This window comes from Pseudomonas fluorescens, assembly GCF_041354075.1.
GTDB classification, from domain to species: Bacteria; Pseudomonadota; Gammaproteobacteria; order Pseudomonadales; family Pseudomonadaceae; genus Aquipseudomonas; species Aquipseudomonas fluorescens_CE.
Map to the genome: position 1 here is coordinate 41389 of NZ_JARZGC010000023.1, position 25414 is coordinate 66802.

Sequence of the window (25414 nt, forward strand, 5' to 3'; positions counted from 1 at the left end):
CACAAGCCTTCGAGCAAACATAACCGCCCGACCAATTTCCCATTTGCACGGGACCTGGCGGGTGGAGGCGTGGTGTAAACGAGAACCGCTCGCAAACCGGGACGTGGCCTACTGGGTCAATAGAAATGGAGTAGTTGTTCTCGGTGTGTCGAAGTAGGACAATTGCCGGCTTCACGTCACCATCAGCGACTTTGAATGGCCTTCCTTGCACTCGGTATTAACCACAAGACTGCTTCAGTAGACGTCCGCGAGCGCGTGGCCTTTACCCCTGAGCAACTGGTTGAGGCCTTGCAGCAGCTCTGCCGACTCACCGACAGCCGCGAAGCTGCGATCCTCTCCACCTGCAATCGCAGTGAACTCTATATAGAACAGGATCAGCTGTCGGCGGATATCGTGCTGCGCTGGCTGGCCGATTATCATCATCTGAGCCTGGATGAGCTGCGGGCGAGCAGTTATGTGCATGAAGATGATGCGGCAGTTCGTCACATGATGCGGGTGGCTTCCGGCCTCGATTCGCTGGTGCTGGGCGAACCGCAGATTCTCGGCCAGATGAAGTCGGCGTACGCCGTGGCCCGGGAGGCCGGTACCGTGGGGCCGTTGCTCGGGCGCCTGTTCCAGGCAACGTTCAACGCCGCCAAGCAGGTGCGCACCGACACTGCGATTGGTGAAAATCCGGTGTCCGTGGCCTTTGCCGCGGTCAGCCTGGCGAAACAGATTTTCAGCGACTTGCAGCGCAGCCAGGCCTTGCTGATCGGCGCCGGCGAGACCATCACCCTGGTCGCCCGCCATTTGCATGATCTGGGGGTCAAGCGCATCGTCGTTGCCAATCGCACGCTCGAGCGCGCGAGCATCCTGGCCGAGCAGTTCGGCGCCCATGCGGTGCTGCTGTCGGATATCCCCGCCGAGCTGGTGCGCAGCGACATCGTCATCAGTTCCACCGCCAGCCAGTTGCCGATCCTCGGCAAGGGCGCGGTGGAAAGTGCCCTGAAGCTGCGCAAGCACAAGCCGATTTTCATGGTCGACATTGCCGTGCCACGGGATATCGAGCCTGAAGTCGGCGAGTTGGACGACGTTTACCTCTACAGCGTCGACGATCTCCACGAAGTGGTCGCGGAAAACCTCAAGAGCCGCCAGGGTGCCGCGCAAGCGGCAGAAGAAATGGTGTCGGTGGGCGCCGAGGATTTCATGGTGCGCCTGCGTGAGCTGGCGGCGGTGGATGTGCTCAAGGCCTATCGTCAACAGAGCGAGCGCCTGCGCGACGAAGAATTGCAGAAGGCCCAGCGTTTGCTGGCCAACGGCAGCAGCGCCGAAGAGGTGCTGGTGCAACTGGCGCGCGGCCTGACCAATAAACTCTTGCACGCCCCCAGCGTTCAATTGAAAAAGCTCTCTGCCGAAGGTCGCCTCGATGCACTGGCCATGGCCCAGGAACTCTTTGCCCTCGGTGAGGGCTCATCGAACAGCTTTTCGGATAAAAAACCGCAATGAAAGCGTCACTGCTCAATAAGCTGGACGTGCTCCAGGACCGTTTCGAGGAATTGACCGCCTTGCTGGGCGATGGCGAGGTCATTTCCGATCAGACCAAATTCCGTGCCTATTCCAAGGAATACGCGGAAGTCGAACCGATCGTCGAGACCTATAAACAGTTGCTCAAGGTCCAGGCCGACCTCGAGGGCGCTCAGGCGCTGCTCAAGGACAGCGACGCCGACATGCGCGAAATGGCCGTGGAAGAAGTCCGCGAAGCCAAGGAGCAACTGGTCGAGATCGAAGCCCGGCTGCAACGCCTGCTGTTGCCCAAGGACCCGAATGACGGGCGCAATGTGTTTCTCGAAATTCGCGCCGGCACCGGCGGCGACGAGGCGGCGATTTTCTCCGGCGACCTGTTCCGCATGTATTCGCGTTACGCCGAGCGGCGTGGCTGGCGGGTGGAGATTCTCTCGGAAAACGAGGGCGAGCACGGCGGCTACAAGGAAGTCATCGCCCGGGTCGAAGGCGAGAACGTCTACGGCAAGCTGAAATTCGAATCCGGTGCGCACCGCGTACAGCGGGTGCCGGCCACTGAATCCCAGGGCCGCATCCATACCTCGGCGTGCACCGTTGCGGTCTTGCCGGAGCCGGACGAGCAGGAAGCCATCGAGATCAACCCGGCGGATTTGCGTATCGACACCTACCGCTCTTCCGGCGCCGGGGGTCAGCACGTCAACAAGACCGACTCGGCGATTCGCATCACGCACTTGCCGTCCGGCATCGTCGTCGAGTGCCAGGAAGAACGCTCCCAGCACAAGAACCGCGCCCGGGCGATGGCCTGGCTGTCGGCCAAGCTCAATGACCAGCAGACCAGTGCGGCGGCGAACGCCATCGCCAGCGAGCGTAAATTGCTGGTGGGGTCGGGGGACCGCTCCGAGCGCATCCGCACTTACAACTATGCACAGGGCCGGGTGACCGATCACCGGATCAACCTGACGCTCTATTCCCTCGACGAGATCCTGGCGGGCGGCGTCGACGCGGTGATCGAACCCTTGCTGGCCGAATACCAGGCCGATCAACTGGCGGCCATCGAATGACGATCATTGCCAGCCTGTTGCGTGCCGCCGACCTGCCGGACTCGCCGACGGCGCGCCTGGATGCCGAGCTGCTGCTGGCCGCAGCGTTGGGCAAGTCCCGCAGCTTCCTGCACACCTGGCCGGAGCGCATCGTTCCCAGCGACGCGGCGTTGAAATTCGCCGAGTACCTGCAACGCCGCCGTGGCGGTGAACCCGTGGCCTATATTCTCGGCCAGCAAGGTTTCTGGAAGCTCGACCTGGAAGTCGCGCCGCATACGCTGATTCCGCGCCCGGACACCGAATTGCTGGTGGAGGCCGCGCTGGAACTGTTGCCGGCCACACCCGCCCGAATCCTCGACCTTGGCACCGGCACGGGGGCCATTGCCCTGGCGCTGGCCAGCGAGCGCCCGGCCTGGAAGGTCACGGCGGTGGACCGGGTGATCGAGGCCGTGGCCCTGGCCGAGCGCAATCGCCAGCGTTTGCAGTTGAACAACGCCACCGTGCTGAGCAGCCATTGGTTCAGCGCGCTGCAAGATCAGCGCTTCCAGTTGATCATCAGCAACCCGCCTTACATCGCCTCGGCCGATCCCCATCTGGTGGAAGGTGACGTGCGTTTCGAACCCGCCAGTGCCCTGGTCGCCGGCCTCGACGGGCTTGACGATCTGCGCCTGATCGTCGCTCAGGCCCCGGATCACCTCGAAGCGGGTGGCTGGCTGATGCTCGAGCACGGTTACGATCAGGCCGAGGCCGTGCGCGATCTGCTGCTCAGCCGTGGTTTTGACGAAGTCCACAGCCGCACCGATCTGGGCGGTCATCAACGCATCAGTCTGGGACGCCTGCCGTGCTGAATGATGAGGAATTGTTGCGCTACAGTCGGCAGATTCTGCTGCAGCACGTCGATGTCGATGGCCAACTGCGCCTGAAACAGAGCCGCGTATTGATCGTCGGCCTGGGTGGGCTTGGGTCTCCCGTGGCGCTGTACCTCGCCGCTGCGGGTGTCGGCGAGCTGCATCTGGCGGACTTCGACAGCGTCGACCTCACCAACCTGCAACGCCAGATCATCCACGACACCGACAGCATTGGCCAGACCAAGGTCGACTCGGCGGTCGCTCGGCTGAGCGCGATCAACCCGCAGATCCAGTCGATCGCCCATCGGGCGGCCCTGGACGAGGATTCACTGGCCGCCGTCGTGGCGGCAGTGGACCTGGTGCTCGACTGCTCGGACAATTTTTCTACCCGCGAGGCGGTCAACGCGGCCTGCGTCGCCGCCGGCAAACCCCTGGTCAGCGGCGCGGCAATCCGTCTTGAAGGGCAATTGTCGGTGTTCGATCCACGGCGGCCGGACAGTCCGTGCTACCACTGTCTATACGGGCACGGCAGTGAAGCCGAGTTGACCTGCAGCGAAGCCGGGGTGATCGGGCCGCTGGTGGGCCTGGTCGGCAGCCTGCAGGCGCTGGAAGCGCTGAAGCTGCTGGCCGGCTTCGGCGAGCCGCTGGTGGGACGGTTGTTGTTGATCGACGCGCTGGGCTCGCGCTTCCGCGAGTTGCGGGTCAAGCGTGATCCGGGCTGTGGCGTCTGTGGACCGAAACATGCGTGAAGCGCCGATTGGCGTGTTCGACTCCGGCGTCGGAGGGCTGTCGGTGCTGGCCGAAATCCAGCGATTGCTGCCCAATGAAACGCTGCTGTACGTCGCCGATTGCGGCAATGTTCCCTACGGCGAGAAAACCCCGGAGTTCATCCGCCAACGCTGCAGCGTGATGGCTGGATTCTTCCAGGAGCAGGGCGCCAAGGCCCTGGTGCTGGCCTGCAACACGGCGACGGTCGCTGGCGTTGCCGATCTGCGCCGTGATTATCCCCAGTGGCCCATCGTCGGCATGGAGCCCGCCGTCAAACCGGCCGCCGCCGCCACCCGCAGCGGCGTGGTGGGCGTGCTCGCCACCACCGGCACCTTGCAGAGTGCCAGGTTCGCCGCGCTGCTCGATCGTTTCGCCACGGACGTGCGGGTGATCACCCAGCCGTGCCCGGGGCTGGTCGAACTGATTGAAAAGGGTGACCTGCACAGTCCCGCCCTGCGCCAGTTGCTGGCCAGTTATGTCGGGCCGCTGCTGGCGGCCGGTTGCGACACGATCATTCTCGGCTGCACCCATTACCCCTTCCTCAAGCCGTTGTTGCGGCAGATGATCCCCGAGGACATCAGCCTGATCGACACCGGTGCTGCGGTGGCGCGGCAGTTGCAGCGGCTGTTGTCCGAGCGCGACCTGCTCGCCGATGGCCCGGCCAGTGCGGCGCAGTTCTGGACAAGCGCCGATCCGCTGCAATTTCAGAACGTGTTACCCATGCTGTGGAATTCGAGCGGAATTGTGCGAAGCTTCAGTTTGTAAAAAAAATGTGAAATAACGTGTAGTAGGGCTGAACTTCTGAATAACCGCCGACTTCTATAGCTTGACGGTTTGGGCTTCAAAAAAAACTTTAACGAAATGATCAATAGGGATGTTTCTAGTGAAGAGACTATTCTGCTTGGCCGCGATTGCGGCCGCACTGATGGGGCAAAGCTTTACCGCACAGGCGGCAGGTGTGGAGTTTTCGGTCGGCCAGACGAGCGATTCGACCATGACCTACCGACTGGGCATGCAATTCGACTGGGACCAGAGCTGGCTGCAGAGTGACGTCGGTCGCCTGACCGGTTTCTGGAGCGGCGCCTACACCTACTGGGACGGCGACAAGACCTCCAGCAACAACAGCCTGTCGTTCTCCCCGGTGTTCGTTTATGAGTTCGCCGGCCAGAACGTCAAGCCTTACATCGAGGCGGGGATCGGTGTCGCGTTTTTCTCCGACACCAAACTCGAAGACAACAACATCGGCCAGTCTTTCCAGTTCGAGGATCGTCTGGGGTTCGGTCTGCGCTTCGCGGGCGGACATGAGGTCGGCATTCGCGCGACTCACTATTCCAACGCCGGTCTGAGCAGCAACAACGACGGTGTGGAAAGCTACGCGCTGCACTACACGATGCCGTTGTAAAGCTTTAAGTGGTCAAAGTGGGAGCGGGCTTGCTCGCGAATGCGGCGTATCAGTCGCCATTGTATCGACTGATACACCGCGTTCGCGAGCAAGCCCGCTCCCACATTTCTTGTAGGCTGACTTAAGAATCAGCGATACGCCGTGGCAATCCCCTGGCGCTCCTCGATGCATTCCGGTGCACCCATTTCGAATTCCCGACAGATCAGCGGGCGTTGCTCGTAGATCGTGCACATCATGCTGTCGCGGTCCAGCGCGGCACACCAGCCGTCGTCCAGGCGCCGCATGACTTCCCCACCCCAATCATCGGTGTCGATGAAACGTTCGGGCACGCCCGTGTCGGTGATCAGCATGACTTCGAGCTGGCAGCAACAGGCTGCGCACGTCGAGCAGGTGATCGCCGGTTCGACGATTTGCGTGTGGGGGATGGTTTTCATGGCGCGCAGTGTAAGGCAGTCGATCACTGCTGTGTGAAAGCTCTGACGGACGCTTAGCGCGATGGCAGGCTGGGTGCCAGCCGGCGGGCCATCACCTGCAGGGTGGGAAACAGCAAGGACCACAGCAAGCCCAGGCCGATCAGCGTCGGCCACTGCCCATAGGGAAACTGCACGCCGGCCAGCTCCCCTCCGGCGTAATACGACAACGGGCCCGCCACGGAACCCAGCACGCTCCCCAGCCACCAAGGGCTGGCGGTCCATTGCAGGCAATGGCGCAAGGTGGTGGCGAGCAGTGCCCACAACAGCATCAGCCACAGGGGGATCAGCGGCGCGACATCGTTGAATTCGAACACCCCCAGCCAGCGCAATGCACTGTCGACGGCGGTGCCCAGCAGGACCACGCTGAGGATCAACCGGCCTTCATCTGCCCAGCAACTTATCCACAACAGATGAACCACCATGATCCCCAGCGCCACCAACAACCACAAACTGTTGCCCCCCAACACGCAGGCAAACCAGCCGAGCTGGAACAGCAGGGCATTGGCCAGGCGTTCAGGCATCGAAGCGGCCGAGCAGCGGTGCCGGCATCGCTGCAGGTTTGGCCAGCAGCAACTGGGCGGTTCCGATGGTGCGCTCCAGAAAGCCGCCCTCGCAGTAACACAGGTAAAACTCCCACAGCCGCAGGAAGCCGTCGTCGTAGCCCAATTCACGCAAGCGCCCCTGGGCACGGCGAAAATTCTCATGCCACAGGCGCAGGGTTCGCGCGTAGTGCAGGCCGAAATCCTCCATGTGCAGCAGGTTCATGTCGGTGTCGCGACTGACGATTTCCAGCATCTTCTGCACGCACGGCAGGGCGCCGCCGGGGAAGATGTAGCGCTGAATGAAATCCACGTTGTTCCTGGCCTGTTCATAACGCTGTTCGCGGATGGTGATCGCCTGCAACAGCATCAGGCCATTGCTCTTGAGCAGGTGCGCGCATTGCTTGAAGTACAGGGGCAGGAATCGATGCCCCACGGCTTCGATCATCTCGATCGACACCAGCTTGTCGTATTGCCCGGTGAGGTCGCGATAATCCTTGAGCAGCAGCGTCACCTGGTCCTGCAACCCCAGCGCCTCGATGCGTCGGGCGGTAAAGGCGTACTGCTCCCTGGAGAGCGTGGTGGTGGTTACGTTGCAGCCATAATGCTGGGCCGCGTACAGTGCCATGCTGCCCCAGCCGGTGCCGATTTCCAGCAAGTGGTCGCTCGGTTTCAGGTCGAGCTTCTGGCAGATCCGCTCCAGCTTGTTCAACTGCGCCTGTTCCAGGCTGTCCTCGGGGCTGCGAAATTGCGCGGCCGAATACATCATGGTCGGGTCGAGAAACTGTTCGAACAGGTCATTGCCCAGGTCGTAATGGGCGGCAATGTTCTTGCGCGAGCCCTCGCGGGTATTGCGGTTGAGCCAGTGCAACCCCTGAACCAGCGGCCGACCGAGCTTGGCCAGGCCACCTTCCAGGGCGTCCAGCACCTCAAGGTTGCTGACGAATACCCGGACCACGGCGGTCAGGTCGGGCGAGCTCCAGTATCCATGGATATAGGCTTCTCCCGCGCCGATCGAGCCATTGCTCGCCACCAGCCCCCAGACGGCAGGGTCGAGGACCTGGATTTCACCCAGCAGGGAATGGCCTGGAGTGCCGAACACCAGTCGCTCGCCGTCTTCGACGATCACCAGTTGTCCATGCCTGAGGTGCGCCAGTTGGCGCAGGACACAGCGGCGCAGCAGCGAGCCACTCAAACCGTTGAGGGCGAGCAGGTTGGTTCTGGCCGAGACGCTAATGGATTTCATGGCGGTGATCCTTGGGCGTGACGGTGGCGGTCTGGAAGCTGCCATCGGCAGCCTGATGGGAAAAGATCGGAACCCGTTTCAACAGCAGGCGCATGGCTTGCCAATAGATCGCCAGGCCGGTTTTCGCGGTCATCCACGGAAAGCGCCTCAGGTAGCGGTGCAGGTGGGCGCGATCCAGCGGTTCACGTTTGAGGTTGAGCGTGGCGTCGAACAGCTTCAGGTCACCCTGCCAGTCGGCCATGTGCACGCCGAGTTTGCGTGCCACGGGGCTGAAGCTCATGTGGTGCTCGAGATCACGCGGCAGAAAGGGCGACACATGGAAGGCCTTTGCCACGGCGAAGTGCTGGTGGAAATCGTGCAGGTTTTCAGGAGCCTTGGCCGGCAGTACGTAGTGATAGCGCTCGCGCCAGGGGGTGTTGGTGACTTCGGCGAGTATCGCCGCCAACTGGCCATCCACTTCGTAGCAGTAGAAAAAACTCACCGGGTTGAATGCCAAACCCCAGCTGCGCGGTTGGGTCAGCAGACAGATCGAGCCTTGCGGTGCATGGCCGATCGCCTGGCGGACCTGTTCGCGCACTGCATCGATCAGGCGCATGCCGGTGCCGGTATAGGCCTTGAGGTAATCGGTTTCACGAAAGGAAAACGCTGAAAAGCGCCGATTACCGGCCAGTGGCGATAATCCGAGCACCGCCTCCTGCTCGTCGAGATCCAGGTACAGCAGGCCGATCCGGTAACGGAATTGATGCTGCCGGGGGGCGAATCGCCGATGGCGGATCCAGCCGCTGTAGAGTGCGCTGTTCACAGGGTTTCCCCCAATGAGCCGGCCACACGCAAGGCACTGACCACACCATCTTCATGAAAGCCGTTGGCCCAGTAGGCCCCGCAGTAATAGGTATGCAGCGCACCGTTCAATTCTTCCCAGCGTTGCTGGGCGGCCACTGCCGTCACACTGTATTGCGGATGGGCGTAGGTGAATCTGTGCAGCACTTTCGATGGGCTGATCCCGGCGCTCTGGTTGAGACTGACGCAGAACGTCGTGTCGCTCTCGAGGCCCTGGAGAATGTTCATGTTGTAGGTCACGGCGGCCCGGGTATGACCGCTGCCGCCGAGGCGGTAATTCCAGCTGGCCCAGGCCAGTTTCCTCGAGGGCAGCAAGCGCGTGTCGGTGTGCAGCACCACTTCGTTGTTGGCGTAGGGCAGGGCACCGAGGATCGACTGCTCGGCGGCACTCGGGTCGGCCAGCAGGTTCAGCGCCTCGACGCTGTGGCAGGCGAACACCACCTTGTCGAAACGCTCGCTGCCGGCGGCACTGTGGATCACCACGCCATCGACCGAGCGCTCGACCCGCGTTACCGGGCAATCGAGGCGTATCCGCTCTTTGAACGACCGGCTCAAGGGCTCGATGTAGGCGCTTGAACCACCCTCGATCACACACCATTGAGGGCGATTGCTGACCGACAGCAAGCCGTGGTTCTTGAAGAAACGGACAAAGAATTGCAGCGGAAAACCGAGCATGTCGGCCATCGACATGGACCAGATCGCCGCGCCCATCGGCACGATGTAGTGCAGGGTGAAGCGTTCGCCGTAGCCGTTGGCGGCCAGGTAGTCACCCAGCTTGGTATCAGCGGCGATCCGGCCTTCGGCGAGGTCCAGCGGCGCTTGCTTGTTGAAGCGCAGGATGTCCCGCAGCATGCCCAGGAACCCTGGCGAGAACAGGTTGCGGCGTTGCGCGAACAGGCTGTTGAGGTTGTTGCCGTTGTATTCCAGGCCGGTCTCGGGGTCGGTGACCGAAAAGCTCATCTGCGTCGGCTTGAAGCCCACGCCTATTTGCCCCAGCAGGCGAATGAAGTTCGGGTAAGTCCAGTCGTTGAACACGATGAAACCGGTGTCCACAGAATAATTCCGGCCATCGACGGATACGTCCACGGTATGGGTGTGGCCGCCGAGCCGGGCATCGGCCTCGAACAGGGTGATCTCGTGGTTTCGATTGAGCAGATAAGCACTGGTCAGCCCCGAGATCCCGCTGCCGATGATGGCGATGTTCATATCGGGTCCTTGATCGGCGGGCTGCTGCGGACCATGCGTTTGCCGATGGCGTATTTCACCCCGTTGGGCATTTTCGACAGCGGCCAGAGCGCGGCCATGAACAGCGCCGGGAACGCGATCTCCAGAGGCCGATTCTTGAGTTTGCTGAAGATGTGGCGCGCGGCTTTGCCCACTGGCCAACTGAGCGGCATGGGAAAGTCGTTTTTGGCCGTCAGGGGGGTGTCGACGAAACCCGGGCTGACCACGGTGACCTCGATGCCTTCCGGCGCCAGGTCCAGGCGCAGGGACTCGAACAGGTAGCGCAGCCCGGCTTTCGAGGCGCCGTAGGCTTCGGCCCGGGGCAGCGGCAGATAGGTCACTGAACTGGCGACCCCCACCAGGTGCGGCGCGACACCTTTACGCAGCAGGGGCAAGGCCGCCTCTATGCAGTAACTGCTGGCCAGCAGGTTGGTGCGCACCACGTGCTCGATGATCGACGCGTCGAACTGACGGGCATCGACATATTCGCAGGTCCCGGCGTTGAGAATCACGCTGTCCAGCGCACCCCAGAATTGCGCGATTTCCTCGCCGATTTCGCGCACGGCCTGGCTGTTGGTCAGGTCGCCGGGCACTACCAGCACTTGCCCCGGATAGCGCTGTGAGAGAATTTTCAGCGGTGCGACGGAGCGTGCACTGACGGCCAGTTGAGCACCGGACTTCAGTATTTCTTCGGCCAGCGCGGCGCCAATCCCGCTGCTGGCACCGGTCAACCAATAGCGTCTCGGAGGTGTACGACTCATCCCATTCTCCTTTTCAGCCAGGCAATGGCCCTGCCCAGCACGGGTAAATGCTCATAAAGCAGGGCGCCGGCATCGAAGTAATCCCGATGCCGATAGACCTTGTCCCGCCAGCGCAGGTACGAGCAACCGTCGACCCGAATCAGCCGGCCACCGGCCAGGCGCGGATGGCGATAACTCATGACCCAACGCAGATAACCTTCGCCTTCGGCGATCTGGTCGAAGCCATGGAAGTCGAAGCGCAGCTCACTGACGTTGGCATAGAGCGCCTCGAAATAGCGCCGCAGATCACCGAGCCCCTGCACGTCATGCAGCGGATCGGTGAAGTGCACATCGCTGCTGTACAACTGGTCGAGACGCTGCAGGTTGTCTTTGTTCAGCTCGGCAAACTGCCGGGCGAACTGGCGCAGGAAATCACTCATGGCGCTCTCCGGTTTCCTGGCGTGACGGCAGGTTCTTGAACGCGGCCAACGCACGTGTTCGGGACGTCGAGAGGTTGACGATCGGCGAGGGATAGTCGGCGACCCCGAACAGCCCGCCGAGATTGGCCGGGTTGTGCACGTCTTTTTTGTTCAGCCCTGCCAGTTCCGGCAGCCAGTGCTTGATGAACAGGCCTTCGCGGTCGAATTTCTCCGACTGGCTGAGCGGGTTGAAAATCCGGAAATAGGGGGCCGAATCGGTGCCGGTGGACGCGCTCCATTGCCAGCCGCCATTGTTGGCCGCGAGGTCGCCATCGATTAGGTGACGCATGAAGAAACGCTCGCCTTCGCGCCAGTCGATCAGCAGGTTCTTCGTCAGGAACATCGCCACGACCATGCGCAGGCGGTTGTGCATCCAGCCGGTTTCCAGCAGTTGGCGCATCGCAGCGTCGATGATCGGCAGCCCGGTGCGGGCCTCTTGCCAGGCCAGCAACTCCTCCGGCGCCTTGCGCCAGGCCAGTGCTTCGGTTTCCGGGCGGAAGGCGCGGTGCCGCGAGACACGCGGATAGCCCACCAGAATGTGTTTGTAGAACTCGCGCCACAACAATTCGTTGATCCAGGTGACCGCGCCGACCTTGCCGCTTTCGAATTCGCCCTGGTTGCTTTGCAAGGCGGCATGCAGGCATTGGCGGGGCGAAATGACCCCCGCCGCCAGGTAGGCCGACAGTTGGCTGGTGCCGGGTTTGGCCGGGAAGTCGCGCTCGCTCTGGTAATAGTCGATCTGTTCGTCGGCGAAGCTGTCCAGACGTCGTTTTGCCTCGACCTCTCCGGCAGGCCAGAGGGCACGCAAGCTGTCGCCGGGTGTCTTGAAGCCTTTGACGCTCGCGGGAATGTCGTCGCTGTCGATCTTCAGCTTCGATTGCCGCCCGGGCGCGTTCACCCGCCCCGGCAGAGAATGGTGCAGACGCTCGTAGCAGACCTTGCGGAACTGGGTGAACACCTGAAAGTAGGTGCCGGTTTTGGTCAGCACGGTACCGGGGGCGAACAGCAACTGGTCAAGGTAGCTCTGAAAGCCGATGTCATGACGTTCGAGCAACTCGGCGACCGCCGCATCGCGGCGACTTTCGTTGACGCCGTATTCCTCGTTGACGTGCAGCGTCTTGATATCCAGTTGGCGACAGAGCTTGAGCAGAACCTCCGGTGCGTCATCCCAGTGGGACGCTGTGCGGATCAGCAACGGGATGTTCAGCTTGTCGAGCGCCTGGCTCAACTCGCCGAGGTTGCGCAGCCAGAAATCCACCTTGCACGGCGCGTCGTCATGGACCTGCCATTGTTCAGGGCTCAGCAGATAAACCGCGACACAGGGGCCGCGACCTGCGGCGGCCGAGAGGGCGGTGTTGTCATGCAGGCGCAGGTCACTGCGCAGCCAGATCAGTTGCATGGGGGTGTCTGCGCTCATTTCAGAAAAGCCCACGCTGAACCCATTGCCGATGCGCCGATAATGGATCTTCGGCCAGGGACAGGTCAGCGATCTCGGAGGTTTTGGCCGATAGCTCGGTGTGATGGATGCGCACCGTGGGCCCGGCGATCATTTTCGGGCAGTTGACGCCGTTCAATAGCTTCGGCAACTGCGACAGGTTGATGGCCATACTCGAATACAGCAGCACGCCGCGCGCTTGCAGATGATCGACAGCCAGCGCCAGTTCGCCCGCCGGCAGCGGCCAATCGAACACTTCCACCGGGCAATCGGCGCTGCTGATCAGCCACGCGGTCAGCCACAGGCCCGGCTCCAGTGGCCGCTCCGAGTGATTGATCAACAGCAGCGGTGCGCTGCGCAACTGACGGTTGTTGTGATAAACCCGCGCACCGAACTTGCTGCGTAGCCAGGAGTGAACGAATACCCGCTCCATCTGCGCGCCGAACTGGCCTTGCCAGCGCTGTTCGAGGTCGGCCAGTAACGGCATCAGCAGGTGTTCGCACAGGGTTTGCGGCGGGTACAGCGCGATGGCCTGATTGACGCTGTCATCCAGGCTGCGCTCGTTCAATTGTGTGATCGCGTGCAGCAGGGCATTGCGCAGCACCTGCCAGTCGTTTTCCACCGGAGCGCTGGCCGCCTCGGGTGTATCGAGCAAATGCTTGACCTGGCTGACGGCCACGCCGCGATTGAGCCAGGTGAGAATCATCTGTATCCGTTGCACGTGGTCGGCGCTGAACAACCGATGCCCTTTGGGCGTGCGTTGCGGCACGATCAGGCCGTAGCGCCGTTCCCAGGCGCGCAGCGTGATGGCGTTGACCCCGGTCTGCCGGGCGACCTCGCGGATCGGCAACCAGCCTTCGTCCAGGGCTTTCTTGAAATCGGCGCCGAGGTCTTCGCCGGCGCTGCTGTCGATGGCGCTTTTCATCAAATGGCGTTTCGCAGGCTGAGTTTTTCCGGGTGCGGTTGCAGGTACACCTGCTGCGCGATGTAGGGGTCGGGGTGCTGCCTAAAGTAGTGTTTGAGCAGCGTCAACGGCACCACCAGCGGCACGATGCCGTGACGGTACTGGCCGATGAGGTGCTGCATTTCCTGCTTGTCCTCGGCGCTGATCACTCGCTTGAGGTAACCGCTGAGGTGTTGCAGCACGTTGGTGTGGGTTCGGCGCGTGGCGCACTGCTTCAAGGCCGTCATCAGCTCGCTGAAATAGCGCGGGCCGAGTTCTTGCGGATCGCTGTGGCCCATGTTGCCCAGCAGGTTGCCCAGGGTTTTGTACTGCACCGGGTGATGGGCCATCAGCAGGTATTTGTAGCGCGAGTGGAAATCGATCAGTGCGCGCCGCGTCAGGCCTTCACGTCGCAACTGCTGCCAGTCGCTGTAGGCGAACACGCGGGTGAGGAAGTTTTCCCGCAGCACCGGGTCGTTCAGCCGGCCCGCTTCTTCCACCGGCAGGTCGGGATGCTGCGCACAGAACGCCTGGGCGTAGATGCCTCGGCCACCGCCATCGACCGGCGCACCGTTGGCGTGGTAGACCTTGACCCGCTCAAGCCCGCACGACGGCGATTTCTGCATGAAGATGTAGCCGCAGATGTCATTGAGCTCGGCGGCCATCTTCATGCCGTAATCGGCCAGCGGACGGGTGACGTTCAGTTCGGGGTGAGTGGTGCCGACGGCTTCGGGTTGGTTGGCATCGCCCACCAGGCGAATCGGTTGCCGGGGAATACCGAGCCCGATCGCCACTTCCGGGCACACCGGCACGAAATCGAAGTATTCCGTCAGGGTACGGCTGCACAGGTCCGATTGCTTGTGTCCGCCGTTGAAACGCACCTCGGCCCCCATCAGGCAGGCGCTGATGGCGATTTTTGGTTTCACGGTCGTGTCGGACATCGGCGCACCTCGAATCTAAACCTGTACAGATAGTTAATTCTGTACAACATGACTTCATCATAGATTCAAAGGTGTACAAGTCAATTTTTTTGTACAAGTTTAATCGAGGCTATTGGGGGCACTATTTCCAGCCCAGCTGCCAGGCGTCGCTGTCTTTCAGCGTCTGCCAGGTGAGCCTTTGGCTGCGTTGGGTCAACACGGCCTGCAGCTCGACTTCCAGCACGGTGCCTTGCTCATCGCGGAACAGTTCGGTCACCAGAAAATGCTTTTCGCGGTTTTGCGGATGGGCTGCTGTCCATTTCGACAGCAGCAATTTACGCGGGTTGATGCGGTTCATTGCAGGTGGGCGTGCAAGCGCCGTGCAGCCTCCTGACCACTGAGCCAGGCACCTTCGACCCGTCCTGACAGGCACCAGTCGCCGCAGGCGTAGAGACCCAGGTCGGCATCGGCCAGCGTGCCCCATTCATGGCTGCTGGCAGGGCGGGCATAGAGCCAGCGGTGCGCCAGGCTGAAGGAAGGTGCCGGCATGCTGCTGTGCAGCAGTTCGGCGAACGCGCCGTGCAATTGCTCGATCACGGCTTCCTTGGACAGGTCGATGTGTTGCCGGCTCCAGCTGCTTGTGGCGTGCAGCACCCAGGTGTCCAGCGCGTTGTCGCGCCCCGGTTTGCTGCGGTTGCGGGCCAGCCAGTCGAGTGGGCTGTCCTGGACGAAGCAGCCCTCCATGGGGGTGTCCAGCGGTGTCTCGAAGGCCAGCGCGACTGCCCAGGTCGGGTCCATCTTGACCCCGGCGGCGGCACCGGCCAGCTTCGGCGCCGAGGCCAGCAGCGCGGTGGCCTGAGGGGCTGGGGTGGCGATGATCACATGGCTGAAGGGGCCGTGGGTGAAACCCTCGGCATCCTGCAGGTGCCAGTGTTCTTCACCGCGAAAGACCTCGGTGATGCGGCAGGCAAACTGCACTTGCGAGTCGCCGAGCAGGCCGCGGGTAATGGCGCTCATGTGGGGCGTACCGACCCAGCGTGTCTGCTCGTCCGGCGACAGGTTCAACTGTCCACCGTGGAACGTATAAAGCTGGGGTGTCCACTCATCGACCCAGCCTTCGCTTTGCCAACGCTGGACTTCCCTGACAAAGCGACGGTCGCGCGCGGTGAAATACTGCGCGCCCATGTCCAGCGCGCCGGCATCGCTACGCTTGCTCGACATGCGTCCGCCGCTGCCACGGCTCTTATCGAAAAGTTGAACGACATGCCCGGCCTCCGTGAGGGCCTGAGCGGCCGAGAGTCCGGCGATGCCGGTGCCGATGATTGCGATAGGTACAGTCATGGGGGCCTCGTTTGCCTTTCTGTACAGACTACGCTGTGGATGAAACCTGTACATAATTATTTTTTGGTATAACTTTTAACGTTCTCGTTCTGACAGCTTGGCCTATTGTTAAACACAGAGCCTGTCCGATATCAAAGATTCCCTGCTTATAAAAATAGACTAGTGATCCGGGTAAAACGCCACGCGAGGAAGATGTCATGCACATATTGCTGACCGGCGGTACTGGTTTGATAGGACGTCAACTCTGCCGACACTGGTTGAGTCAGGGGCATGGTTTGACCGTCTTGAGCCGTACGCCGGAAAAAGTCGCGAAAATCTGTGGTGCCGGGGTGCGCGGTGTCGCACGGCTCGAAGACCTCGGGCAGGAACCGGTCGATGCCATCGTCAACCTCGCGGGCGCGCCGATTGCCGATCGGCCCTGGACGTCCCGGCGCAAGGCCCTGCTCTGGAGCAGCCGGATTACCCTGACCGAAACCCTGCTGGCTTGGCTGGAGCAGCGCGAACACAAACCCGAAGTGCTGATTTCCGGTTCGGCCATCGGTTGGTACGGCGATGGGGGGGAGCGCGAGCTGACCGAAGACTCGGCGCCGGTGATCGACGATTTCGCCAGTCAGCTGTGCATTGCCTGGGAGGAAACCGCGCAGCGTGCCGAGGTCTTGGGCGTGCGGGTGGTCTTCATTCGCACCGGGCTGGTCCTGTCTGCCGAGGGCGGCTTTTTGTCGCGGCTGTTGCTGCCGTTCAAACTCGGGCTGGGCGGGCCTTTGGGCAACGGTCGGCAGTGGATGCCATGGATTCATATCCGCGATGAAATTGGCTTGATTGATTTTCTTCTGCATCAGAAAAGTGCCAGCGGTCCTTATAATGCCTGCGCGCCCAAACCGGTGCGCAATCGCGAGTTCGCCAAGACACTGGGCAGCGTGCTGCACCGGCCGGCGTTCATGCCGATGCCGGCGCTGGCATTGAAAGTCGGCCTGGGGGAATTGTCTTCGCTGTTGCTGGGTGGCCAGAAGGCCTTGCCGGCCCGCTTGCTGGAAACGGGTTACACCTTTGAGTTCAATGATCTGCGCGCGGCCCTGGACGACTTGTCCAGCCGCCTTTGAAATAGGATGTTGCATGACCGATCACGCGTTGCTCCTGGTCAACCTGGGTTCGCCTGCCTCCACTTCCGTGGCGGATGTGCGCAGCTACCTCAATCAATTTCTGATGGACCCCTACGTGATCGACCTGCCGTGGCCGGTACGACGCCTGCTGGTGTCGCTGATTCTGATCAAGCGCCCCGAACAGTCGGCCCATGCCTACGCCTCGATCTGGTGGGAGGAGGGCTCGCCATTGGTGGTGCTCAGTCGTCGCTTGCAGCAGGCCATGAGCGCCCAGTGGCGCCATGGGCCGGTGGAGCTGGCAATGCGTTACGGCGAACCGTCGATTGAGACGAAGTTGACTCAACTCGCGGCCCAGGGGCACAAGCGCGTGACGCTCGCGCCGCTTTATCCACAGTTCGCCGACAGCACCACGACCACGGTGATCGAGGAAGCCAAGCGCGTCGTGCGCGAAAAGAAACTCGACCTGCGGTTCTCGATCCTCGAGCCGTTCTACGATCAACCGGAATACATCGATGCACTGGTGGCCAGTGCCACGCCGCATCTTGCGCAGGATTACGATCACCTGTTGCTGAGTTTTCATGGGCTGCCGGAGCGGCATCTCACCAAGCTGGATACGACGGGTCAGCATTGCCTGAAGAATGAAGATTGCTGCCGCAATGCTTCTCCGCAGGTGTTGGCCACCTGTTATCGCGCGCAGTGCCTGCGCACGGCGGCGGCGTTTGCCAAGCGCATGGGCTTGCCGGACGGCAAGTGGTCTGTTTCGTTTCAATCGCGGCTGGGCCGGGCGAAGTGGATCGAACCCTACACCGAAGCTCGGCTGGATGAACTGGCCAAAAGCGGCGTGAAGAAGATTCTGGTGATGTGCCCGGCATTCGTGGCCGATTGCATCGAGACCCTGGAAGAGATCGGCGATCGCGGCAAGGAGCAGTTCCGCGAAGCGGGGGGGGAGGAATTGGTGCTGGTGCCGTGCCTCAACGATGATCCGCAGTGGGCGCACGCGTTGAATGCCTTGTGCGAACGGGCACCGTTGGCGCTCTGAATGTATCCGGGCAAGCCCGCCCCCGCAGGCGTTATACCTTGTGGGAGCGAGCCTGCTCGCGGTAGCTGTCGTTTGAACGACAAAGTGCTGCGGGCCTTACAGCAAAGGCTCATCCGCCTTCTTGTTCTTCCAGCCGTCATTGCCTGGCAGGATCAGGTTCAGTCCGATCGCCACCACCGCGCACAGCGCGATGCCCTTGAGGCCGAAGTCGTCCGGGCCGGTGCCGGTGCCGACCAGTACGCCGCCAATCCCGAACACCAGCGTGACCGAGACGATCACCAGGTTGCGCGCTTCGCCCAGGTCGATCTTGTGGCGGATCAGCGTGTTCATGCCCACCGCCGCAATCGAACCGAACAACAGGCACAGGATCCCGCCCATCACCGGCACCGGGATGCTTTGCAGCAACGCGCCGAATTTGCCGATGAACGCCAGGCTGATGGCAAAGATCGCCGCCCAGGTCATGATTTTCGGGTTGTAGTTCTTGGTCAGCATCACCGCGCCAGTCACTTCGGCATAAGTGGTGTTGGGCGGGCCGCCGAACAGGCCCGCAGCGGTGGTGGCAATGCCGTCGCCGAACAGCGTGCGGTGCAGGCCGGGCTTTTTCAGGTAGTCGCGACCGGTCACGCTGCCGACGGCAATCACCCCGCCGATGTGTTCGATGGCGGGCGCCAGCGCCACCGGTACGATGAACAGGATCGCCTGCCAGTTGAACTCCGGCGCAGTGAAGGCCGGAATGGCGAACCAGGGCGCGGCGGCGATCCTGGCGGTGTCGACCACGCCGAAATAGAACGACATGGCGAAACCCACCAGCACGCCGGAGATGATCGGCACCAGGCGAAAAATGCCCTTGCCGAATACGGCGACGATCAGGGTGGTGAGGAGCGCCGGCATCGAGATCAGCATCGCGGTCTGGTAGTGAATCAGCTCGGTGCCGTCACCCGCCTTGCCCATCGCCATGTTGGCGGCGATCGGGGCCATGGCCAGGCCGATGGAGATGATCACCGGGCCAATCACCACCGGCGGCAGCAGACGGTCGATGAACCCGGTGCCCTTGATCTTCACGGCCAGGCCGAGGAAGGTGTAGACGAAACCCGCCGCCATCACGCCACCCATGGTCGCGGCCAGGCCGAACTGGCCCTTGGCGAGAATGATCGGGGTGATGAAGGCGAAGCTCGAGGCCAGGAATACCGGCACCTGGCGCCCGGTGACGACCTGAAACAGGATCGTCCCCAGGCCCGCGGTGAACAGCGCCACGTTAGGGTCGAGGCCGGTAATCAGCGGCATCAACACCAGGGCGCCGAACGCCACGAACAGCATCTGCGCGCCGGACAGCACCGTGCGCCAGAGCGGATCGTTGAACTCCTGCTGCATGCTTACGCGTCCTTCTGCTTGGTGCCGAAGATCTTGTCGCCGGCATCGCCCAGGCCGGGAATGATGTAGCCATGTTCGTTGAGCTTCTGGTCGATCGAAGCGGTGTAGATGGTCACGTCGGGGTGAGCCTTTTCGACGGCGGCGATGCCTTCGGGCGCCGCGACCAGGACCATGGCGCGGATGTCACGGCAACCGGCCTTTTTCAGCAGGTCGATGGTCGCGACCATGGAGCTGCCAGTGGCGAGCATCGGGTCGATGATCATCGCCAGACGTTCGTCGATTTCCGGCACCAGTTTTTCCAGGTAGGTGTGGGCCTGCAGCGTCTCTTCGTTGCGAGCCACGCCCACGGCACTGACCTTGGCGCCCGGAATCAGGCTGAGCACGCCTTCGAGCATGCCGATACCGGCGCGCAGGATCGGCACCACGGTAATTTTCTTGCCGGCGATTTTTTCCACCGACACGGTGCCGCACCAACCCGGGATGTCGTAGGTTTCCAACGGCAGGTCCTTGGTGGCTTCATAGGTCAGCAGGGCGCCGACTTCCTGGGCGAGTTCGCGAAAATTCTTGGTGCTGATGTCTGCGCGGCGCATCAGGCCGAGTTTATGACGGATCAGCGGATGGCGGATCTCGAGGATGGGCATGGGAAAGGCTCCGGCGGCGGGCAAAAAAACCGGCCTAGATTAATCTATCCGAGGGTGTTGTCCTATAGACATAGAGTACGTTAGTCCACAAACGCTTGATCTGACCTCGCGGGATGCGTACCTTTGCCCGCTTTTCCCGACCTGCCACCCTTGGAGAGCGCCATGTCCGCTGATCTCGAGCATATCCGTCAAATCATGCGCGAGGCTGACTGCCTGTACAGCGAAGCTGAAGTCGAGGCGGCCATCGCCCGTGTGGGGGCGCACATCAACGAGCAACTGGCCGAAACCAATCCGGTGGTGTTCTGCGTGATGAACGGCGGGCTGATCTTCGCCGGCAAGCTGCTCACCCACCTGCAATTCCCGCTGGAAGCGTCCTACCTGCACGCCACCCGCTATCGCAATGAAACCAGCGGCGGCGAGCTGTTCTGGAAAGCCAAGCCGGAAGTGTCGTTCATTGACCGCGATGTGCTGATCATCGACGACATCCTCGACGAAGGCCACACCCTGGGCGCGATCATCGACTTCTGCAAACACGCCGGCGCGCGCAAGGTGCACACCGCCGTGCTGATCGACAAGGACCATGACCGCAAGGCGCGTCCGGACCTGAAAGCCGATTTCGTCGGCCTGCCGTGCATCGACCGCTACATCTTCGGCTACGGCATGGACTACAAGGGCTACTGGCGTAACGCCAACGGGATTTTTGCCGTTAAAGGAATGTAAACCATGAACACGCCGCGCTTTCTCGACCAGACCCTGTTCAGCGAACTTGCCGAGAAGGCCGCGGCGAACCCGCGCGCACGCCAGCACCATAATTTCCATCAGATGGAAGAGCCTTGCCATCGCATGGCGGTGGGCCTGCAACCGGCGACCTATATCCCGCCTCATCGACACCTGGCCCAGGACAAGGCGGAAACCCTGCTGGTCCTCAAAGGCCGCCTGGGTTTGCTGATCTTCGACGAGTCCGGCGCAGTGGTGGCCAAGCGGGTCCTTCAGGCCGGTGGCGAGTGCGTGGGGGTGGACCTGCCACCCGGCGTGTTCCACGGCCTGGTGGTCCTGGAAGCCGACAGCCTGATGTTCGAGTGCAAGGCCGGCCCTTACCGGCCGGTGGGCGAGGGTGAACTCGCGACCTGGGCGCCCCGTGAAGGTGAGCCTGGCGTGGCGGAGTATCAGGCGTGGATGCGTGAGCAGTTCGATTGATTTCCCGCCCCTGGCTCCCATGGGAGCGAGCCTGCTCGCGATGGACGTCAACGATAACGCTGGAAGCCTGCATGCCAGCGGTGCCTGAGCTACCATCGTCGGAACGCCGCCCGGAGCATGCTCGCTCCTACAAGAGGTCTGTGATGAATGCTTTGACCCGCTGCTGCGCCGCCCTGGTGCTCACCCTCAGCCTGCCCCTGGCCGCCGCGCCCGCACCGATGCACGCACAGTTCCTGCCACCCGATGACCTGACCGTGCGTGATGCCGAGCCCGAGCAGCAGCAATTGTTGCAAGTCACCGAATACTCGGTGGTGGTCGGCAGTCAGCGTCAGTCCAACCAGCAGCCCATCCCGGTGACCTCGCCGCTGCTGATTCGCCTGAAGGGCAAATCCCTGAACAAGGGCGCGACCATCAACCAGGTGCTGGTGAATTTCGACGGCGAGAGCAAAAGCCTGAAAAAGCCGATCTACGACGACAAGAGCAAAACCCTGACGCTGTTTTACCCGCTGGCACAGTACCGTGTGGTGATCGACCTGTTGCGCAATGAAACGGTGTATTGCCAGTTTCTCAGCTACGCCAACGGCCACGTCTGGGCCGACCTGCACACTGGCGCCGTTCGCCCGCGTTGAGCCTGGCGGCCAGTGAGGGGTAAACTGCCTGCCCCGTGAAATGTCTGCAAGCTGGAGTCGGCAATGCGTAAAGATAAGAAGCAAGTGATTGGTGACGAGATCGGCGACGAGCAGATCAGGTTGTTCCTCGATTTCGAACCGGTCGATGCCACTTCGCCGTCCTTGCACAAGCTGATCAAGGCCTATCGTGGCCTGCGCATCGACGACTTCGAACGTTTCCTGACATTCTTCGTCGAGGCGGGTTATGACCTCGATGGCAAGGATGAGCATGGTCATGACTTCGTTGCCCTGATTCAGGATCAGCGCAATGCGCCGGATTACATCGAGCTGATCGAAAAGGCTCGCGGCTGAGGCTTTCGCCGCGCATAAAAAAAACGCCCCGTTCTCAGTGAGAACGGGGCGTTTTTCATGGCGTCGAATCAGGCGTAGCTTTCGGTTTCGCTGCTGGCTTCAACCAGTTCCAGCGCAACGTTGTTCTGCGCATTGATCTTGCGGTACAGCGCCGCATCGGTTTCCAGGACTTTTTCGCGGGCCGGGAAAATTTCCGCCAGCTTGGCGGCCCATTCGCCGGACGCTTTGCCCGGGAAGCATTTTTCGATCAGTTCCAGCATGATCGAAACCGTCACCGAAGCACCTGGGGAAGCGCCGAGCAGGGCTGCCAGGGAACCGTCCTTGGCCGCGACGAGTTCGGTACCGAATTGCAGGATGCCGCCTTTCTTCGGATCCTTCTTGATGATCTGCACCCGTTGGCCGGCCACTTCCAGGCGCCAGTCCTCGGCCTTGGCCTGTGGGTAGAAGCGACGCAGAGACTCCAGGCGCTGCTCCATCGACTGCATCACTTCGCTGACCAGGTACTTGGTCAGGTCCATGTTGTTCTTCGCCACGGCGAGCATCGGTCCGATGTTGCCGGCGCGAACCGACAGCGGCAGGTCCATGAAGGAACCGTGCTTGAGGAACTTGGTGGTGAAACCGGCGTACGGTCCGAACAGCAGGGATTTCTTGCCGTCGACCACACGGGTGTCCAGGTGCGGCACGGACATCGGTGGCGAACCCACGGCCGCCAGGCTGTAGACCTTGGCCTGGTGGTGCTTGACCACTTCGGGGTTGTCGCAGCGCAGCCACTGGCCGCTGATCGGGAAGCCGCCGAAGCCTTTGCTTTCCTCGATGCCCGAAGCCTGCAACAGTGGCAAGGCGGCACCGCCAGCGCCCAGGAACACGAATTTTGCATCGACGTCACGGGTGCTGCCGCTGTTGACGTCCTTGATGCTGACGGTCCAGCCGTCCTTGTTACGCTTGAGGTCCGTCACGCGCTTGCAGTACCTGACCTGGGCATCGGGTGCGCTGGTCAGGTGCTTGAGCAACTGGTTGGTCAGGGCGCCGAAATTGACGTCGGTGCCGTTGATCACGCGGGTGGCCGCCAGCACCTGGTCCGCCGGGCGCCCCGGCATCATCAGCGGCATCCACTCGGCCAGCCTGGCCTTGTCTTCGGTGTACTCCATGTCGGCGAAAGCGTGGTGCTGGCTCAGCACCTTGAAGCGCTCCTTGAGGAACGCAACGCTGTTTTCGCCTTCCACGTAGCTCAGGTGCGGCACCGGGCTGATGAAGGACTTGCTCGAACCGAAGGTGCCTTTTTTGGTCAGGTACGACCAGAACTGCTTCGACACCTCGAACTGGGTGTTGATGTGCACGGCTTTCTTGATGTCGACGGTGCCATCGGCAGCCTGCGGCGTGTAGTTCAGCTCGCACAGGCCGGCGTGACCGGTACCGGCGTTGTTCCACGGGTTGGAACTCTCCGCGGCACCGGAATCCATCAGCTCGACGACTTCCAGCTTGATCGCGGGGTCGAGCTCTTTGAGCAGCACGGCCAGGGTGGCACTCATGATGCCGGCCCCTACCAGTACTACGTCGACTGCTTCGTTATGCGCCATTTAACGCGTCTCCAAAATCTGCAGCACCAAATTGACGGCATGGCTGCCAGGCGTTCCGGGGCGTGTCTGTGTTGCCCCAAGGTATTCGTGGCAGGATCGCCATGTCCGAATCTTCGCAATTTTTCGCAACTTCGACGGACGCTGCCTGCCGGGCTTGATCAGAGTCACATGAACTCATTTCAGCGGGCGACTGGCAATTCGACTTATGGTCGAGACCTCCGTTCGTGCAACCAAATCCGTAGCGGACAGGCTTCAGGCTCCGGTCGTCGAGGCGTACTCGGTCCTGTGTCGTTGGGCTGTTCCAGACGCTAATGGTGCATATTCAGACGCAAAACTATTCATTTGCTCGCCACACTCTTGTGAAGTTGTGAAAACCCGTTTTTTTCACGCTCTTTTGAAGACGTGAACCTCAAAAAAGGGCTGCCCCAGCCTGGCACCGTGCCCGGATGGATGGCCGTCGTTGATGCATGACGGACAAACGGGCAAAAGCTCAGTGACCGAGCGTAATGACAGCTCTGCAGATTCGCGCAAAGAGGGGGTTGCTCAAGGAACAGCAAGCGCGCCAGCTTCACTCGATCTGTGTGGGCGGCTCTCTGTGGGGCGGTGCGGGGTGCCAATACCGAAGCATTGACGATGCTGCGAGGCCCGATCAGGAGACGTCCTTATAATCGGGGGGAGATTGTATCTAAGAAACGCGGGGAAATGGGTGTGTTTAATGACTTTTATTAGGCGTCTGGTCAGGTGGCCAGCAGTTGCTGGGCCCTGGCGCGAGGTCGACGCGGGCTGATACGAGCGCTGGCGGGCAGGGGCTGATGCAGCCAGTTGAGGCGGATTTCCTCGATTTCGACCCAGCCTTCGCCCATTGGCTGCAGGTTGCATTGCTTGAAGGCCTGGCAATGACCATTGCGGTCGAGCAGGGCGAAGCAACGGTGCAACGGACGGGGTGCAAACAACGAGATCAGGTAGCGCATGGCCGGATACCTTGAAGGGGTGATGGCTGTGGAGGTTGTCAAAAAAACGTGACGTGCAAGTGTACGGAGGGTGAAATCTGTGTGACAGGCGTGAAATCCCAAGGGTGTGTCGGATTAATCCTTTGTTGTCGCGCTGGTTCGCCGCACGGCCGCACCGCTATACTGCCGGCCTGTCTGTGCCTGATTCTGGAGAGAAGAGCATGTTGCAACGCTTGTTGTTCGGTTTGATCACTGTGACCAGCTTGACGCTGGTCGGCTGCGCCCACAGCCCGCAACAACTCAATCCGGAGCCGAAGCTGACGACTCAGCTGGCGCCGGTCGGCCGTGGCCAGCCTGTGGTGGTTCGCGTGGTGGACGGTCGTCCTTCGCCGACCCTGGGCACACGCGGTGGTCTGTATCCCGAGACCAGCGCGATCACCGTGCAGCGCGAGCAGATCCTGCCCAAGCTGCAGGCCCAGGCTGAAGCGGCCGTGCGTCTGCTGGGCTTCACCCCGACGTCCAATGCGATGAATGCGCCGCAACTGACCGTAACCCTGGCCGAACTGAAATATCAGTCGCCCAAGGAAGGCATGTACGTAACAGAAGCCACCATCGGCGCGACATTCCGTTCCGATGTGCAGAACGCCAACCGCCGTTACAGCGGCCGTTACGGCGCGTCCCTGGACCAGCGTTTCGGCATGGCGCCGAACCAGGAAACCAACACCAAGCTGGTCAGCGATGTCTTGAGCGATGCGTTGACGCGTCTGTTCAAGGACCCGACCGTAGGGCAGATCCTGGCCGAGTAACGCGGTCCCGCTGTA

At 61.6% G+C, this 25414-nt stretch carries 29 protein-coding genes; 13 read left to right on the forward strand and 16 right to left on the reverse strand.

What is annotated here, in order from left to right; translation table 11 throughout:
* Positions 1 to 195: 195 nt before the first annotated feature.
* The 6 genes from hemA (at position 196) to QIW53_RS23040 (ending at position 5558) form a co-directional block, all read left to right on the forward strand.
* Complete coding sequence (gene hemA, locus QIW53_RS23015) at positions 196 to 1485, forward strand: glutamyl-tRNA reductase (RefSeq protein WP_371051874.1); 1290 nt, start codon at positions 196 to 198, stop codon at positions 1483 to 1485.
* The gene (gene prfA / locus QIW53_RS23020; RefSeq protein ID WP_371051875.1) at positions 1482 to 2561 is read left to right on the forward strand and encodes a peptide chain release factor 1; all 1080 of its coding nucleotides are present in this window, start codon (positions 1482 to 1484) and stop codon (positions 2559 to 2561) included. The genes hemA and prfA overlap by 4 nt, the downstream gene beginning before the upstream one ends.
* The gene (prmC, locus tag QIW53_RS23025; protein WP_371051876.1) at positions 2558 to 3388 is read left to right on the forward strand and encodes a peptide chain release factor N(5)-glutamine methyltransferase; all 831 of its coding nucleotides are present in this window, start codon (positions 2558 to 2560) and stop codon (positions 3386 to 3388) included. The genes prfA and prmC overlap by 4 nt, the downstream gene beginning before the upstream one ends.
* Positions 3382 to 4137 carry a molybdopterin-synthase adenylyltransferase MoeB gene (locus QIW53_RS23030; protein ID WP_371051877.1) on the forward strand — a complete coding sequence of 252 codons (756 nt, stop codon included), beginning with the start codon at positions 3382 to 3384 and terminating at the stop codon, positions 4135 to 4137. Before prmC ends, QIW53_RS23030 begins: the two co-directional genes overlap by 7 nt.
* Positions 4130 to 4921: a glutamate racemase gene (gene murI, locus QIW53_RS23035; protein WP_371051878.1), complete on the forward strand. Its 792-nt coding sequence runs from the start codon at positions 4130 to 4132 to the stop codon at positions 4919 to 4921. Before QIW53_RS23030 ends, murI begins: the two co-directional genes overlap by 8 nt.
* Positions 4922 to 5039: 118 nt before the next feature.
* A complete protein-coding gene (locus QIW53_RS23040; protein ID WP_371051879.1) occupies positions 5040 to 5558 on the forward strand; it encodes an acyloxyacyl hydrolase in 519 nt (172 codons plus the stop codon).
* A gap of 128 nt (positions 5559 to 5686) precedes the next feature.
* Here QIW53_RS23040 and QIW53_RS23045 read toward each other — a convergent pair whose 3' ends face one another.
* The 12 genes from QIW53_RS23045 to QIW53_RS23100 form a co-directional block, all read right to left on the reverse strand.
* Positions 5687 to 5992, reverse strand: a complete 306-nt coding sequence (locus QIW53_RS23045) for a YkgJ family cysteine cluster protein (RefSeq protein WP_371051880.1) — start codon at positions 5990 to 5992, stop codon at positions 5687 to 5689.
* Between the two features lie 53 nt (positions 5993 to 6045).
* Positions 6046 to 6552, reverse strand: a complete 507-nt coding sequence (locus QIW53_RS23050; RefSeq protein ID WP_371051881.1) for a DUF2878 domain-containing protein — start codon at positions 6550 to 6552, stop codon at positions 6046 to 6048.
* Positions 6545 to 7816, reverse strand: a complete 1272-nt coding sequence (locus QIW53_RS23055) for a class I SAM-dependent methyltransferase (RefSeq protein WP_371051882.1) — start codon at positions 7814 to 7816, stop codon at positions 6545 to 6547. The genes QIW53_RS23050 and QIW53_RS23055 overlap by 8 nt, the downstream gene beginning before the upstream one ends.
* Entirely contained in the window at positions 7803 to 8618 is an 816-nt protein-coding gene (locus QIW53_RS23060; RefSeq protein WP_371051883.1) for a DUF1365 domain-containing protein, read from the reverse strand. The genes QIW53_RS23055 and QIW53_RS23060 overlap by 14 nt, the downstream gene beginning before the upstream one ends.
* Complete coding sequence (locus QIW53_RS23065) at positions 8615 to 9862, reverse strand: NAD(P)/FAD-dependent oxidoreductase (protein WP_371051884.1); 1248 nt, start codon at positions 9860 to 9862, stop codon at positions 8615 to 8617. The genes QIW53_RS23060 and QIW53_RS23065 overlap by 4 nt, the downstream gene beginning before the upstream one ends.
* The gene (locus QIW53_RS23070; RefSeq protein WP_371051885.1) at positions 9859 to 10641 is read right to left on the reverse strand and encodes an SDR family NAD(P)-dependent oxidoreductase; all 783 of its coding nucleotides are present in this window, start codon (positions 10639 to 10641) and stop codon (positions 9859 to 9861) included. The genes QIW53_RS23065 and QIW53_RS23070 overlap by 4 nt, the downstream gene beginning before the upstream one ends.
* Complete coding sequence (locus tag QIW53_RS23075; protein ID WP_371051886.1) at positions 10638 to 11060, reverse strand: nuclear transport factor 2 family protein; 423 nt, start codon at positions 11058 to 11060, stop codon at positions 10638 to 10640. Before QIW53_RS23075 ends, QIW53_RS23070 begins: the two co-directional genes overlap by 4 nt.
* Positions 11053 to 12498 carry a deoxyribodipyrimidine photo-lyase gene (gene phrB, locus QIW53_RS23080; protein ID WP_371051887.1) on the reverse strand — a complete coding sequence of 482 codons (1446 nt, stop codon included), beginning with the start codon at positions 12496 to 12498 and terminating at the stop codon, positions 11053 to 11055. The genes QIW53_RS23075 and phrB overlap by 8 nt, the downstream gene beginning before the upstream one ends.
* Before the next feature lie 19 nt (positions 12499 to 12517).
* A complete protein-coding gene (locus QIW53_RS23085; protein WP_371051888.1) occupies positions 12518 to 13459 on the reverse strand; it encodes a MerR family transcriptional regulator in 942 nt (313 codons plus the stop codon).
* The gene (locus QIW53_RS23090) at positions 13459 to 14418 is read right to left on the reverse strand and encodes a YbgA family protein (RefSeq protein WP_371051889.1); all 960 of its coding nucleotides are present in this window, start codon (positions 14416 to 14418) and stop codon (positions 13459 to 13461) included. The genes QIW53_RS23085 and QIW53_RS23090 overlap by 1 nt, the downstream gene beginning before the upstream one ends.
* Before the next feature lie 121 nt (positions 14419 to 14539).
* Complete coding sequence (locus tag QIW53_RS23095) at positions 14540 to 14755, reverse strand: TIGR02450 family Trp-rich protein (RefSeq protein ID WP_371051890.1); 216 nt, start codon at positions 14753 to 14755, stop codon at positions 14540 to 14542.
* A complete protein-coding gene (locus QIW53_RS23100; protein WP_371051891.1) occupies positions 14752 to 15738 on the reverse strand; it encodes an NAD(P)/FAD-dependent oxidoreductase in 987 nt (328 codons plus the stop codon). The genes QIW53_RS23095 and QIW53_RS23100 overlap by 4 nt, the downstream gene beginning before the upstream one ends.
* Before the next feature lie 197 nt (positions 15739 to 15935).
* Here QIW53_RS23100 and QIW53_RS23105 point away from each other — a divergent pair, with 197 nt between their 5' ends.
* Positions 15936 to 16838, forward strand: a complete 903-nt coding sequence (locus QIW53_RS23105) for a TIGR01777 family oxidoreductase (protein ID WP_371051892.1) — start codon at positions 15936 to 15938, stop codon at positions 16836 to 16838.
* 13 nt (positions 16839 to 16851) lie between these two features.
* On the forward strand, positions 16852 to 17877 hold the full coding sequence (gene hemH / locus QIW53_RS23110; protein WP_371051893.1) for a ferrochelatase: 1026 nt from the start codon (positions 16852 to 16854) through the stop codon (positions 17875 to 17877).
* A gap of 96 nt (positions 17878 to 17973) precedes the next feature.
* On the opposite strand, the gene QIW53_RS23115 is transcribed toward hemH, so the two are convergent.
* A complete protein-coding gene (locus QIW53_RS23115; protein WP_201194383.1) occupies positions 17974 to 19248 on the reverse strand; it encodes a uracil-xanthine permease family protein in 1275 nt (424 codons plus the stop codon).
* Positions 19249 to 19250: 2 nt separating this feature from the next.
* Positions 19251 to 19889: a uracil phosphoribosyltransferase gene (gene upp, locus QIW53_RS23120; protein ID WP_192305009.1), complete on the reverse strand. Its 639-nt coding sequence runs from the start codon at positions 19887 to 19889 to the stop codon at positions 19251 to 19253.
* Between the two features lie 162 nt (positions 19890 to 20051).
* Between upp and QIW53_RS23125 the strand changes: the two genes are divergently transcribed.
* The 4 genes from QIW53_RS23125 (at position 20052) to QIW53_RS23140 (ending at position 22066) form a co-directional block, all read left to right on the forward strand.
* Positions 20052 to 20609, forward strand: coding sequence for a hypoxanthine-guanine phosphoribosyltransferase (locus QIW53_RS23125; RefSeq protein WP_371051894.1), 558 nt, complete (start codon positions 20052 to 20054; stop codon positions 20607 to 20609).
* Between the two features lie 3 nt (positions 20610 to 20612).
* Positions 20613 to 21086 (forward strand): WbuC family cupin fold metalloprotein, encoded by a 474-nt coding sequence (locus QIW53_RS23130; protein WP_371051895.1) that lies wholly within the window; start codon positions 20613 to 20615, stop codon positions 21084 to 21086.
* Between the two features lie 143 nt (positions 21087 to 21229).
* Positions 21230 to 21715, forward strand: a complete 486-nt coding sequence (locus QIW53_RS23135) for a hypothetical protein (RefSeq protein ID WP_371051896.1) — start codon at positions 21230 to 21232, stop codon at positions 21713 to 21715.
* Positions 21716 to 21778: 63 nt separating this feature from the next.
* Positions 21779 to 22066 (forward strand): PA4642 family protein, encoded by a 288-nt coding sequence (locus QIW53_RS23140; RefSeq protein ID WP_371051897.1) that lies wholly within the window; start codon positions 21779 to 21781, stop codon positions 22064 to 22066.
* Between the two features lie 68 nt (positions 22067 to 22134).
* Here the strand turns inward: QIW53_RS23140 and mqo are convergent, their stop codons facing one another.
* Positions 22135 to 23643, reverse strand: coding sequence for a malate dehydrogenase (quinone) (gene mqo, locus QIW53_RS23145; RefSeq protein ID WP_371051898.1), 1509 nt, complete (start codon positions 23641 to 23643; stop codon positions 22135 to 22137).
* A gap of 737 nt (positions 23644 to 24380) precedes the next feature.
* Positions 24381 to 24614 carry a hypothetical protein gene (locus QIW53_RS23150; RefSeq protein WP_371051899.1) on the reverse strand — a complete coding sequence of 78 codons (234 nt, stop codon included), beginning with the start codon at positions 24612 to 24614 and terminating at the stop codon, positions 24381 to 24383.
* A gap of 200 nt (positions 24615 to 24814) precedes the next feature.
* Between QIW53_RS23150 and QIW53_RS23155 the strand changes: the two genes are divergently transcribed.
* Positions 24815 to 25399 (forward strand): YajG family lipoprotein, encoded by a 585-nt coding sequence (locus QIW53_RS23155; RefSeq protein ID WP_371051900.1) that lies wholly within the window; start codon positions 24815 to 24817, stop codon positions 25397 to 25399.
* The last annotated feature ends 15 nt before the right edge of the window (positions 25400 to 25414 follow it).